Source organism: Bradyrhizobium tropiciagri (genome assembly GCF_018130545.1).
Taxonomy (GTDB): Bacteria; Pseudomonadota; Alphaproteobacteria; order Rhizobiales; family Xanthobacteraceae; genus Bradyrhizobium; species Bradyrhizobium tropiciagri_A.
The window spans coordinates 781,663-793,499 of record NZ_JAFCKF010000001.1 but is presented as its reverse complement, the minus strand read 5'-3'; the positions used below and the strand labels follow the sequence as shown (position 1 = coordinate 793,499).

At 64.2% G+C, this 11,837-nt stretch carries 14 protein-coding genes; all 14 read left to right on the top strand.

Going from position 1 to position 11,837, the window contains the following annotated elements; genetic code table 11:
• The first annotated feature begins 149 nt into the window (after positions 1-149).
• The 14 genes from urtA (at position 150) to JQ616_RS03830 (ending at position 11,736) form a co-directional block, all read left to right on the top strand.
• Entirely contained in the window at positions 150-1,478 is a 1,329-nt protein-coding gene (urtA, locus tag JQ616_RS03895; protein ID WP_050628279.1) for an urea ABC transporter substrate-binding protein, read from the top strand.
• A 129-nt stretch (positions 1,479-1,607) separates the two neighbouring features.
• Entirely contained in the window at positions 1,608-3,203 is a 1,596-nt protein-coding gene (gene urtB, locus JQ616_RS03890; protein ID WP_212013134.1) for an urea ABC transporter permease subunit UrtB, read from the top strand.
• Positions 3,200-4,369 carry an urea ABC transporter permease subunit UrtC gene (gene urtC, locus JQ616_RS03885; RefSeq protein ID WP_212012351.1) on the top strand — a complete coding sequence of 390 codons (1,170 nt, stop codon included), beginning with the start codon at positions 3,200-3,202 and terminating at the stop codon, positions 4,367-4,369. Before urtB ends, urtC begins: the two co-directional genes overlap by 4 nt.
• A gap of 4 nt (positions 4,370-4,373) precedes the next feature.
• Complete coding sequence (urtD, locus tag JQ616_RS03880) at positions 4,374-5,135, top strand: urea ABC transporter ATP-binding protein UrtD (protein ID WP_050628281.1); 762 nt, start codon at positions 4,374-4,376, stop codon at positions 5,133-5,135.
• 3 nt (positions 5,136-5,138) lie between these two features.
• Positions 5,139-5,834, top strand: coding sequence for an urea ABC transporter ATP-binding subunit UrtE (gene urtE / locus JQ616_RS03875; RefSeq protein WP_212012349.1), 696 nt, complete (start codon positions 5,139-5,141; stop codon positions 5,832-5,834).
• Between the two features lie 50 nt (positions 5,835-5,884).
• Complete coding sequence (locus JQ616_RS03870; RefSeq protein WP_212012348.1) at positions 5,885-6,721, top strand: urease accessory protein UreD; 837 nt, start codon at positions 5,885-5,887, stop codon at positions 6,719-6,721.
• A 46-nt stretch (positions 6,722-6,767) separates the two neighbouring features.
• Complete coding sequence (locus tag JQ616_RS03865) at positions 6,768-7,070, top strand: urease subunit gamma (RefSeq protein ID WP_050387204.1); 303 nt, start codon at positions 6,768-6,770, stop codon at positions 7,068-7,070.
• Positions 7,071-7,079: 9 nt separating this feature from the next.
• Positions 7,080-7,385, top strand: coding sequence for an urease subunit beta (locus tag JQ616_RS03860; RefSeq protein WP_016847280.1), 306 nt, complete (start codon positions 7,080-7,082; stop codon positions 7,383-7,385).
• 5 nt (positions 7,386-7,390) lie between these two features.
• Complete coding sequence (locus JQ616_RS03855; RefSeq protein ID WP_212012347.1) at positions 7,391-7,945, top strand: HD domain-containing protein; 555 nt, start codon at positions 7,391-7,393, stop codon at positions 7,943-7,945.
• A 1-nt stretch (position 7,946) separates the two neighbouring features.
• Positions 7,947-9,662 (top strand): urease subunit alpha, encoded by a 1,716-nt coding sequence (ureC, locus tag JQ616_RS03850; RefSeq protein ID WP_212012346.1) that lies wholly within the window; start codon positions 7,947-7,949, stop codon positions 9,660-9,662.
• Between the two features lie 110 nt (positions 9,663-9,772).
• A complete protein-coding gene (locus JQ616_RS03845) occupies positions 9,773-10,072 on the top strand; it encodes a putative quinol monooxygenase (RefSeq protein ID WP_212012345.1) in 300 nt (99 codons plus the stop codon).
• Positions 10,073-10,096: 24 nt separating this feature from the next.
• The gene (locus tag JQ616_RS03840) at positions 10,097-10,396 is read left to right on the top strand and encodes a putative quinol monooxygenase (RefSeq protein WP_212012344.1); all 300 of its coding nucleotides are present in this window, start codon (positions 10,097-10,099) and stop codon (positions 10,394-10,396) included.
• 7 nt (positions 10,397-10,403) lie between these two features.
• Positions 10,404-11,018 carry an urease accessory protein UreE gene (locus JQ616_RS03835; protein ID WP_212012343.1) on the top strand — a complete coding sequence of 205 codons (615 nt, stop codon included), beginning with the start codon at positions 10,404-10,406 and terminating at the stop codon, positions 11,016-11,018.
• Positions 10,999-11,736 (top strand): urease accessory protein UreF, encoded by a 738-nt coding sequence (locus tag JQ616_RS03830; protein WP_212013133.1) that lies wholly within the window; start codon positions 10,999-11,001, stop codon positions 11,734-11,736. Before JQ616_RS03835 ends, JQ616_RS03830 begins: the two co-directional genes overlap by 20 nt.
• Positions 11,737-11,837 lie beyond the last annotated feature (101 nt).

Here is an 11,837-nt window from a genome sequence, read left to right as displayed (position 1 = left end):
ATTTGCCCGGAACTCGTAAAATTATCTAACTGGTTCATCAACTTACGGTGCCTGCGCACCGTGGCACAGTTCTTGCGATTCCCTTAACCGCAGGCGGCCATGCGGCCGTTTCGCAAGCGTTCACGCCTGCGTCAGGGAGACGACATTTCATGCTTACTCAGCTTACTCACGGAATAGCGACGATGACCCGCCGCCGCGCGCTCGCGGCGACGGCCGGCCTGGTTTTGGGCCTGGCAGCGTCCTCGCCCTTCGCGCCCGCGCAAGCGGCCGACGACACCATCAAGGTTGGTATCCTTCACTCGCTGTCGGGCACCATGGCCATCAGCGAAACCACCCTGAAGGACACGATCCTTTTCCTGATCGACGAGCAGAACAAGAAGGGCGGCGTGCTTGGCAAGAAGCTCGAGCCCGTCGTGGTCGATCCCGCCTCGAACTGGCCGCTGTTCGCCGAAAAGGCCCGCGAGCTGATCACCAAGGACAAGGTCGCGGTGGTGTTCGGTTGCTGGACCTCGGTGTCGCGCAAATCCGTGCTGCCGGTGTTCAAGGAGCTGAACAACATCCTGTTCTACCCGGTGCAGTATGAGGGCGAGGAGTCCGAGCGCAACGTGTTCTACACGGGTGCGGCGCCGAACCAGCAGGCGATCCCCGCCGTCGACTATCTGATGAAGGAAGAAAAGGTGAAGCGCTGGGTGCTGGCCGGCACCGACTACGTCTATCCGCGCACCACCAACAAGATCCTGGAAGCCTATCTGAAGTCCAAGGGCGTCGCCCAGGACGACATCATGATCAACTACACGCCGTTCGGTCACTCCGACTGGCAGACCATCGTCGCCGACATCAAGAAGTTCGGCTCGGCCGGCAAGAAGACCGCCGTGGTCTCCACCATCAACGGCGACGCCAACGTTCCGTTCTACAAGGAGCTCGGCAACCAGGGCATCAAGGCGACCGACATTCCGGTGGTCGCGTTCTCGGTCGGCGAAGAAGAGCTCGCCGGCATCGACACCAAGCCGCTGCTCGGCCATCTCGCCGCCTGGAACTACTTCGAGTCGATCAAGACCCCGGCGAACGAGAAGTTCATCAAGGAGTGGCAGGCCTACACCAAGAATCCGAAGCGCGTGACCAACGATCCGATGGAAGCGCACTACATCGGCTTCAACATGTGGGTGAAGGCGGTCGAGAAGGTGAAGTCGACCGATCCGGACAAGGTGATCGACGCGCTCCCGGGCATCGAGGCGCCGAACCTGACCGGCGGCGTGTCGAAGATGCTGCCCAACCACCACATCACCAAGCCGGTGTTCATCGGCGAGATCAAGGGCAACGGCCAGTTCGACGTGGTCTGGAAGACCCCGGGCCTGGTGGCCGGCGACGCCTGGTCGAAGGAGCTCGAAGGTTCCAAGGACCTGATCGGCGATTGGGTCGGCAAGAAGTGCGGCAATTACAACACCAAGACCAACAAGTGCGGCGGCCAGGGCTCCTGAGCTGAAAGGCTCTTAAGCTCCTGAACTGACCTAACGACACAACACAACCTTCCAACACTGGAGAAGGCGGCGTGGTTCGCCGCCTTCTCCTCCCACTCCTGCCGGGGTCCTGACGTGTTTGCCATTTGTATTGATCGCTTTCGTGCGCTTTGTCTCTCGATCCTGCTGCTGAGCTGCCTTGCTGTGCCGGCACTGGCTGGCCCGTTCGAGGATTCAGTCGCCAAATTCGCCAATGACGAGTTCTCCGACACCGAGGCTGCGATCGGCGAGGTTGCTGCATCGGGCAACGCGCTGGCTCCGCGCATCATCGGCGCGCTGCAAGACGGCCGGCTGTCGGCCGATCCGGACAGCAAGAAGGTCTTCATCACCCAGACCGACGGCAAGATTGTCGACGCCACGACGGGCGCTGCTGTCGACAAGCTGCCGGATAACGCGGCGGCCGTCCGGCTCAACAACCGCCTGCGCCGCACCGTGGAGGCCGCGCTCGGCGGCCTGACGCTGCTGTCATCAGATCCGGCTAAGCGGCTCGCCGCGGCGCAATCGGTGTTCAAGAGCCACGAGGAGAACCTGCTGCCGACGGTGGAGAGCGCCCTCGCCAAGGAGAGCGTCAAGCCGATCAAGCAGGCCTTCGCCGAGGCGCGCGCCGCCATCATCCTGTTCAAGTCGGATGCATCCGACAGCGACAAGCTCGACGCCGTCGCCGTGGTCAAGGCGCGCGGTGACCAGGAGGCGCTGGCGCTGCTGACCGGGCTCGGCGATCAGCCGCCGCTGGTCGCCAAGGCCGCCGCAAGCGCGGTGTCCTCGATCCAGAGCAATCTTGCGATGTGGTCGATGGTGCAGAACGCCTGGTACGGCCTGTCGCTCGGTTCGGTGCTGCTGCTCGCCGCGATTGGTCTCGCCATCACCTTCGGGGTGATGGGCGTCATCAACATGGCGCATGGCGAGATGGTGATGATCGGGGCCTACACCACCTTCGTGGTGCAGGAGGTGATCCGCACCCGCTATCCCGCATTGTTCGACTATTCGCTGCTGATCGCGGTGCCGCTCGCCTTCCTGGTCGCGGGCCTCATCGGTGTCGTGATCGAACGCACCATCATCCGCTTCCTCTACGGCCGCCCGCTGGAGACGCTGCTCGCGACCTGGGGCCTGTCGCTGGTGCTGCAGCAGGCGGTGCGCACCGCGTTCGGCCCGACCAACCGCGAGGTCGGCAATCCCTCCTGGATGAGCGGCGCCTTCGAGCTCGGCCAGATCACCATCACCTATAACCGGCTGTGGATCCTCTGCTTCACGCTCGCGGTGTTCGCTATCCTGCTCGCGATGCTGCGCTACACCGCCCTCGGGCTCGAGATGCGCGCGGTGACGCAGAATCGCCGCATGGCGGCCTCGATGGGGATCGCCACCTCGCGGGTCGATGCGCTGACCTTCGGTCTCGGCTCGGGCATCGCCGGCATCGCCGGCGTGGCGCTGTCGCAGATCGACAATGTCAGCCCGAATCTCGGTCAGAGCTACATCATCGACAGCTTCATGGTCGTGGTGTTCGGCGGCGTCGGCAATCTCTGGGGCACGTTGGTCGGCGCCTTCACGCTCGGCATCGCCAATAAGTTCCTCGAGCCGGTGGCAGGCGCGGTGCTCGGCAAGATCGCGATCCTGGTCTTGATCATCCTGTTCATCCAGAAACGGCCACGCGGCCTGTTCGCGCTCAAGGGCCGGGCGGTGGAAGCATGACGCCGCATATCCTGACCCGTTCGCTCGATCGCGCCGCGACCGCGTTCGTCCTGCTCGTCGCCGCGGTCGGCGTGCTGATCCCGTTGTCGAACCTGCTGCTGCCGCAGGGCTCGATGTTCCAGGTGCCGACCTATCTGGTGGCGCTGTGGGGCAAATATGTCTGCTACGCCATCCTCGCGCTCTCGATCGATCTGATCTGGGGCTATTGCGGCATCCTCTCGCTCGGTCACGGCGCATTCTTCGCGCTCGGCGGCTACGCGATGGGCATGTACCTGATGCGCCAGATCGGCAGCCGCGGCGTTTACGGCAACCCGATCCTGCCCGACTTCATGGTGTTCCTGAACTGGGACAAGCTGCCCTGGTACTGGTACGGCTTCGACAAATTCGCCTTTGCCGCGCTGATGGTGCTCGTCGTGCCGGGACTGCTCGCGTTCTGCTTCGGCTGGCTCGCCTTCCGCTCGCGCGTCACCGGCGTCTATCTCTCGATCATCACCCAGGCGATGACCTATGCGCTCCTGCTGGCGTTCTTCCGCAACGATTTCGGTTTTGGCGGCAATAACGGCCTGACCGACTTCAAGGACATTCTCGGCTTCAACGTGCAGGCCGAAGGCACCCGTGCCGCGCTGTTCCTGCTGAGTTGCCTGGCCCTGATCATCGCGTTCCTGATCTGCCGCGCGATCGTGAGCTCGAAGCTCGGCAAGGTGCTGATCGCGGTGCGCGACGCCGAAAGCCGCACCCGCTTCCTCGGCTATCGCGTCGAATCCTACAAGCTGTTCGTGTTCACGCTGTCGGCCTGCATGGCCGGCGTTGCCGGCGCTCTCTATGTGCCGCAGGTCGGCATCATCAATCCGAGCGAGTTCGCGCCCGCCAACTCGATCGAGGCCGTGATCTGGGTCGCGGTCGGCGGCCGCGGCACGCTGATCGGTGCGGCGCTCGGCGCCGTCGTGGTCAACTACGCCAAGACCTTCTTCACCTCAGGGCCGCTCGCGCCGTATTGGCTGTTCATGCTGGGTGCGCTGTTCATCCTGGTGACGCTGCTCTTGCCCAAGGGCATCGTCGGCACCTTCAACAGCTGGTGGGAGTCGCGGCGCACCACGGGCATCGCGGCCGACGAGGCAAGCGCCGCGCGCGAAGACGGCATCAGCGCTGCGAAGATGGCGGAGTAGACCGATGAACGTCATGGATACCCGCGCCACCTCGGCTATGCTCTATCTCGACGGCGTGCACGTCTCGTTCGACGGCTTTCACGCCATCAATAATCTGTCGCTGACGCTCGCGCCCGGCGAGATGCGCGCCATCATCGGCCCGAACGGCGCCGGCAAGACCACGATGATGGACATCATCACCGGCAAGACCAAGCCGGACGAGGGCACCGTGCTGTTCGACGGCACCGTCGACCTGACCCGGCTCGACGAGACCCGCATCGCTGAGCTCGGCATCGGCCGCAAATTCCAGAAGCCGACGGTGTTCGAGAGCCAGACTGTGCAGGACAATCTGCTGCTCGCGCTCAACGTCGATCACTCCGTGCGCGGCACGCTGTTCTGGCGCGGCAGCAAGGCCGAGTCCGAGCGGATCGACAAGGTGCTGGAGACCATCCGCCTGACCGATGCGCGCAACCGCCTTGCCGGCAGCCTGTCGCACGGCCAGAAACAGTGGCTCGAGATCGGCATGCTGCTGGCGCAGGACCCCAAGGTGCTGCTGGTCGATGAGCCGGTCGCCGGGATGACCGACGTCGAGACCCATCTGACTGCGGAGCTCCTCAAGGAGATCAACAAGAACCACACCATCATGGTGGTCGAACACGACATGACCTTCGTGCGCGAGCTCGGCGTCAAGGTGACCTGCCTGCACGAAGGCTCGGTGCTCGCCGAAGGTTCAATCGACCAGGTGTCGTCGAATGAGCGGGTGGTCGAAGTGTATCTGGGGCGCTGAGCGATGCTGAAGGTCGACAACATCAATCTCTATTACGGCGCTGCGCAGGCACTGCGCGGCGTCTCGCTGACCGCCGAGCCGGGCAAGGTCACCTGCGTGCTGGGCCGCAACGGCGTCGGCAAGACCTCGCTGCTGCGCGCCATGGTCGGCCAGTATCCGATCGCCTCCGGCGCGATCAATTTCGACGGCAAGGACATCACCGCGCTGAAGCCCTATGAGCGGGCGCGGCGCGGCATCGGCTTCGTGCCGCAGGGCCGCGAGATATTCCCGCTGCTGACGGTGGAAGAGAATCTGAAGACCGGCTTCGGTCCGTTGAAGCGCGAGGACCGCAACATCCCCGATGACGTGTTCTCGCTGTTTCCGGTGCTGGAGACCATGCTGGGCCGCCGCGGCGGCGACCTCTCCGGCGGCCAGCAGCAGCAGCTTGCGATCGGCCGCGCGCTGGTGATGCGGCCGAAGCTCCTGCTGCTCGACGAGCCGACCGAGGGCATCCAGCCTTCGATCATCAAGGATATCGGCCGCGCCATCTCCTATTTGCGCAACCTCGGCAGCATCGCCATCGTGCTGGTCGAACAATATCTCGACTTTGCCTGCGAACTCGGCGACAGTTTTGCCGTGATGGACCGGGGTGCGGTGAAATATGCCTGCGACCGCGCAAGCCTCGATCCCGCCGAGATCAGCCGCCAGATGGCGCTGTGAACAGGATGTGACGCCGCCCTCCGTGGCGTGCGCAAGGGAGCGTCGGGGGAATGCGGAGCGGGATCGCAAGCGCGGCAGCGGCGACGTTTGCGGCAAACCGCGCCCAGGGTGCTGTCCGGTTCGGTGTGCATCGCAAGGATGGCGTGACCCGCCGCGGTGACCTGCATGAGTCCGGCTCTTTGCGCGTCCGCTTTCCGTCGCCGGAGGACGATGGCCTCTCTGCCATGTTCGTCAACACCGCCGGCGGGATTGCCGGCGGCGACCGCTTCGAGGTTGCGATCTCGGCCGGTGAGGGGACCCGTCTGACGCTGACCACGGCAGCCGCTGAGAAGATCTATCGGGCGCCCGGCGCCGCCGCGCGGCTCGACATCGCACTGAAGGTCGCCGACGGCGCGCACCTCTCCTGGCTGCCGCAGGAAACCATACTGTTCGACCGCGCGCGCATCCACCGCACCTTCGACATCGAGCTCGCCGAAAGCGCCTCGCTGCTGCTCTGCGAGATCGTGGTGTTCGGCCGCGCCGCGATGGGCGAGACCATGCGCCATGGCGAGTTCGTCGACCGCTGGCGGATGCGGCGCGGCGGCAGGCTGGTGTTTGCCGAGACCATCAGGCTCGACGGCGAGATCGGCGAGAAGCTTGCGAGGCCCGCGATCGCGGGTGGTGGCATCGCGATCGGCACGGCGCTGATCGTACCGGGCGATGAGGCGCTGGTCGAACGCATCCGCGAGGCGTCGGACAGCTTCGGCGGTGAAGTCGGCATCTCCGCCTGGAATGGCTTTGCAATGGTGCGCTTCTGTGCCCAAGATGCGGCCCGGCTGCGCGCCGACATGATGGCGGTGCTCGGCCGCGCCTCCGTCGTCCCGCTGCCAAGACTCTGGCTTAACTAAAGGCCTGTGGCTCAACTAATCCTTTCAACGCTTTCAGAGTGCTCGCATGAATTTGTCTCCCCGCGAAAAGGACAAGCTCCTGGTTTCGATGGCCGCCATGGTGGCGCGCCGCCGGCTCGAGCGCGGCGTCAAGCTGAACCACCCCGAGGCGATCGCGCTGATCACCGATTTCATCGTCGAGGGCGCGCGCGACGGCCGCACAGTCGCCGAGCTGATGCAGGCGGGCGCCAAGGTGCTGACCCGCGCGCAGGTGATGGATGGCATTCCGGAGATGATCCACGACATCCAGGTCGAGGCGACATTCCCCGACGGCACGAAGCTCGTCACCGTGCACGAGCCGATCCGATAGGAGCGCGACATGATCCCCGGCGAACTCTTCATCAAGGACGGCGAGATCGAGCTCAATGCCGGCCGCAAGACCGTGACGCTGTCGGTCGCCAACACCGGCGACCGTCCGATCCAGGTCGGCTCGCACTATCATTTCTTCGAAACCAACCCGGCACTGAAATTCGACCGCAAGAAAGCCCGCGGCATGCGCCTCGACATCGCCGCCGGCACCGCCGTCCGCTTCGAACCCGGCCAGACCCGCGACGTCCAGCTGGTCGCGTTAGCCGGCAAGCGCGTGATCCACGGCTTCCGCGCCGAGGTGAAGGGGAAGCTGTAGGCCCGATGCTTCCCGCACTCCGCCTTGTCTCCGAAGCCGCCGAGCTCGCCGCACACCGTCACAACGGCATGGCGCGCAAGGGGCGGGGGAGTGAGCCTTACATCAACCATCTCGCCGAGGTTGCGAACCTGCTCGCGCAGGTGACCGATGGCGCCGATGCCGAGCTGGTCGCCGCCGGGTGGCTGCACGACACCATCGAGGATACCGAGACTACGCGCGAGGAGCTCGCCGAGAAGTTCAGCGCGCGCGTTGCCGATCTCGTCGTCGAATGCACCGACGACATGAGTTTGCCGAAGTCGGTCCGCCGCCACAGGCAGATCGAGGACGCTCCACACAAATCGCCCGACGCAAAACTGATCAAGACCGCCGACAAGGTCAGCAATATCGGCGCCCGGATCGTGCCGCATCCGAGCAAGGATGAGCGCGACGATCTCGCCGATTACGCTGCCTGGGCCGAGAAGGTCGTTGCCGGTTGCCGGGGCATTAATCCGCGGCTCGATCGCATTTTCGATGACACCGTTGCGCGCGCCAAGGCCGAGCTGGCTGAAACTGGGGGCTGATATGTCCGTGAAGATCAAACGTTCCGTCTATGCCGACATGTTCGGCCCGACCACCGGCGACAAGGTGCGGCTCGCCGACACTGATCTGATCATCGAGGTCGAGAAGGATCTCACCACCTATGGCGAGGAGGTGAAGTTCGGCGGCGGCAAGGTGATCCGCGACGGCATGGGGCAATCGCAGGTGACCAACGCGCAGGGCGCGGCCGACACCGTCATCACCAACGCGCTGATCGTCGATCACTGGGGCATCGTCAAGGCCGACGTCGCGATCAAGGAAGGCATGATCGCCGCGATCGGCAAGGCCGGCAATCCCGACATCCAGCCCAACGTCACCATCGTGATCGGCCCCGGCACCGATGTGATCGCGGGCGAGGGCAAGATCCTCACCGCCGGCGGTTTCGACAGCCACATCCATTTCATCTGCCCGCAGCAGATCGAGCACGCGCTGATGGCGGGCGTCACCTCGATGCTGGGCGGCGGCACCGGCCCGTCGCACGGCACCTTCGCCACCACCTGCACGCCCGGCCCGTGGCACATGGGACGGATGATCCAGTCGTTCGACGCTTTCCCGGTCAACCTCGGCATCTCGGGCAAAGGCAACGCCTCGCGCCCGGCGGCGCTGGTCGAGATGATCAAGGCGGGTGCCTGCGCGCTGAAGCTGCACGAGGATTGGGGCACCACGCCGTCGGCAATTGACACCTGCCTGTCAGTGGCTGACGATTACGACGTCCAGGTCATGCTGCATTCGGACACGCTGAACGAATCTGGCTTCGTCGAAGACACTGTGAAGGCGTTCAAGGGCCGCACCATCCATGCCTTCCACACCGAAGGCGCTGGTGGCGGCCACGCGCCGGACATCATTAAAATCGCCGGCCTGAAGAACGTGCTTCCGTCCTCGACCAATCCGACCAGGCCGTTCACCCGCAACACCATCGATGAGCATCTGGACATGCTGATGGTGTGCCATCACCTCGATCCTTCGATCGCCGAAGACCTGGCCTTCGCCGAAAGCCGGATCCGCAAGGAGACCATCGCGGCCGAAGACATCCTGCACGATCTCGGCGCGCTCTCGATGATGTCGTCGGACTCGCAGGCGATGGGCCGGCTCGGCGAGGTGATCATCCGCACCTGGCAGACCGCGGACAAAATGAAGAAGCAGCGTGGCTCCCTGCCGCAGGACAAGGGCAACGACAACGACAATTTCCGCGTCAAGCGCTACATCGCCAAATACACCATCAACCCGGCGATCGCGCATGGCGTGTCGAAGCTGATCGGCTCGGTCGAGAAGGGCAAGATGGCCGACCTCGTGCTGTGGTCGCCGGCATTCTTCGGCGTCAAGCCGGACTGCATCATCAAGGGCGGCTCGATCGTGGCAGCTCCCATGGGCGATCCCAATGCCTCGATCCCGACGCCGCAGCCGGTGCATTACCAGCCGATGTTCGCCGCCTTCGGCAAGTCGCTGACCGCATCCTCCGTCGTGTTCACCTCGAAGGCCGCGGTCACAGGCGGCCTCGCCCGCAAGCTCGGGATCAGCAAAAAGCTCTACGCGGTGCAGAACACCCGCGGAAAAATCTCCAAGAAGAGCATGATCCACAACGACGCGACGCCCAAGATCGAGGTCGATCCGGAGACCTATGAGGTCCGTGCAGACGGCGAGCTGCTGACCTGCGCGCCGGCCGAGGTGCTGCCCATGGCACAGCGCTATTTTATGTTCTAAAACCCACCCCGGTAACCTGAGCGTTTTCGAGCGAAGTGGATTTCCGGCTCGCGGAAAGAAAACGCGCCAAGACAAGACTCAACCAGAAAAGAAAACCGGGAGGAATTTCCGTGATTTACGTCGTTGCCACGCTGACCATCAAGCCCGAGACCCGCGCCGAATTCATCGCTGCGGCGACGGCCTGCATCAAGGAAACCCGCAAGGAGCCCGGCAACATCGCCTACGATCTGCATGAGAGCGTCACCGATCACGCCAAGATGGTGTTCGTCGAGCAGTGGGAAAATGCCGACGCCCTGGTGCCGCATCGCACCGCCGAGCACATGAAGACCTTCGGCCGGGTCGCGGTGAAGTGCATGTCCGCGCCGCCGAAGATCGAGGTGATCACGCCCGAGAAGGTCGACGTCCGATAATAAGAACAAGAACGGAGAAACATCATGATTTACGTCATCGCGACCACACCGATGAAGCCGGAGAACAAGGACGCCTTCATCAAGGGACACAAGGCCTGCATCGTCGAGACCCACAAGGAGAAGGGCTGCCTCTCCTATGAGGGCCATGTCAGCGTCAATGATCCCAATCTGTATGTCGTGGTCGAGCGCTGGGAAACCCGCGATGACCTGACTGCGCACAGCAAGGCGCCGCACATGAAGGTGTGGCGCGAATATTCCGCCGACATGAAGACCGGGCCGACGGTGATCGAGATCATCAGCGACGGCAAGGTTCAGAAGCTCTGAGGCATCGATGATCCGCGCAACCAAGGTTCTGGGACAGCATCGCTTCAAGGAAGCCGCAGCCGACACTGTCGTGCTCGATTTCGACGACCGGCACCGGCGGCGGATGGCGATGACCGGAACGCGCGGTCTCGAATTCCTGCTTGATCTCGAGAACGCGGTCGCGTTGCGCGGCGGCGATGCGCTGGTGCTGGAGGACGGCCGCCTCGTCGAGGTGGTCGCAGCTCCCGAGCCGCTCGCGGAAATCCGCGGCAGCGATCCGCATCACCTGATCCGCGTCGCCTGGCATCTCGGCAATCGCCATCTGCCGACGCAGATCATGCCGAAGGGCCTGCGCATCCGCAGGGATCACGTGATCGAGACGATGGTGAAGGGGTTAGGGGCGCGCGTCATCGAAATCGAGGCGCCGTTCGATCCCGAGGGCGGCGCCTATGCCGAGCATGCGCATGCCGAGGCGCATGCTCATGCCGGCCACGATCACGCCCATAGCCATGCGCAAGATCATGGTCATCACCATGATCACGGGCATGACCATGATCATGGCCACGATCACCACCACCATGATGAGCATTGCGAGCATGCCCATCATCACCATGACCACTCCCATGCTCATGACCACAAATGAGCCTGATCCCGCCGCGGTACGCGGCGGGATGGCGGAGGACGAGGCGGCCGCGCTGTACCGGCTGATGACGTGGCTGTCGCCGTCCTTTCCGGTGGGCGCGTTCGCCTATTCCAGCGGAATCGAATGGGCGGTCGAGGCCGGCGACATCGCCGATGCCGCATCCTTGCGTGGCTGGCTGGCCGCGATGCTCAGCGACGGCAGCGGATTTTGTGACGCGGTCTTTTTGGCGCAGAGTTTTCGCGCGGCGTCGGAGCCTGATCCTGCCGGGCTGAAGGCGATCGCCGAACTCGCTGCGGCCTTCGTGCCGTCACGAGAGCGCCAGCTCGAGACCACGACGCAGGGGCGCGCCTTCATCGAGATCGCCCGCGCCGCCTGGAATTCACCCGGTCTCGACGCGATGGTCGCGGCCTGTGACGGGCCGATCGTCTATCCGGTCGCGGTCGGCATCGTCAGCGCCGCGCACGGCATCCACCTGGCGCCGTCGCTGCACGCCTTCCTGCATGCCGTGGTCTCGAACTGGATTTCTGCAGGCAGCCGGCTGATCCCGCTCGGGCAGACCGACAGCCAGCGCGTGCTGGCCGATCTCGAGCCGGTCGTTGCCGCGACCGCAGCGCGGGCCAATGCCGCCTCGCTCGACGATCTCGGCAGCGCGACGTTTCGGGCCGACCTCGCCAGCCTGCGTCACGAGACGCAGTATACTCGGCTGTTCCGGTCATGAGGCGCAGCTCTCCCCAGCTGTCGTCCCCGCGAAAGCGGGGACCCATAACCACAGGCTTGTGTGGTTATGCGGGGCTGGGGCCCCAGCGCGTCGCAACAATC

Bases quoted from the DNA above. Each gene is read 5' to 3' on its own strand.
- JQ616_RS03835 (WP_212012343.1), top strand. From the start codon at position 10,404: ATGATCCGCGCAACCAAGGTTCTGGGACAGCATCGCTTCAAGGAAGCC.
- JQ616_RS03840 (WP_212012344.1), top strand. From the start codon at position 10,097: ATGATTTACGTCATCGCGACCACACCGATGAAGCCGGAGAACAAGGAC.
- urtE (WP_212012349.1), top strand. From the start codon at position 5,139: ATGCTGAAGGTCGACAACATCAATCTCTATTACGGCGCTGCGCAGGCA.
- ureC (WP_212012346.1), top strand. From the start codon at position 7,947: ATGTCCGTGAAGATCAAACGTTCCGTCTATGCCGACATGTTCGGCCCG.
- JQ616_RS03865 (WP_050387204.1), top strand. From the start codon at position 6,768: ATGAATTTGTCTCCCCGCGAAAAGGACAAGCTCCTGGTTTCGATGGCC.
- urtA (WP_050628279.1), top strand. From the start codon at position 150: ATGCTTACTCAGCTTACTCACGGAATAGCGACGATGACCCGCCGCCGC.
- JQ616_RS03860 (WP_016847280.1), top strand. From the start codon at position 7,080: ATGATCCCCGGCGAACTCTTCATCAAGGACGGCGAGATCGAGCTCAAT.
- JQ616_RS03855 (WP_212012347.1), top strand. From the start codon at position 7,391: ATGCTTCCCGCACTCCGCCTTGTCTCCGAAGCCGCCGAGCTCGCCGCA.
- urtC (WP_212012351.1), top strand. From the start codon at position 3,200: ATGACGCCGCATATCCTGACCCGTTCGCTCGATCGCGCCGCGACCGCG.
- urtD (WP_050628281.1), top strand. From the start codon at position 4,374: ATGAACGTCATGGATACCCGCGCCACCTCGGCTATGCTCTATCTCGAC.
- JQ616_RS03870 (WP_212012348.1), top strand. From the start codon at position 5,885: ATGCGGAGCGGGATCGCAAGCGCGGCAGCGGCGACGTTTGCGGCAAAC.
- JQ616_RS03830 (WP_212013133.1), top strand. From the start codon at position 10,999: ATGCTCATGACCACAAATGAGCCTGATCCCGCCGCGGTACGCGGCGGG.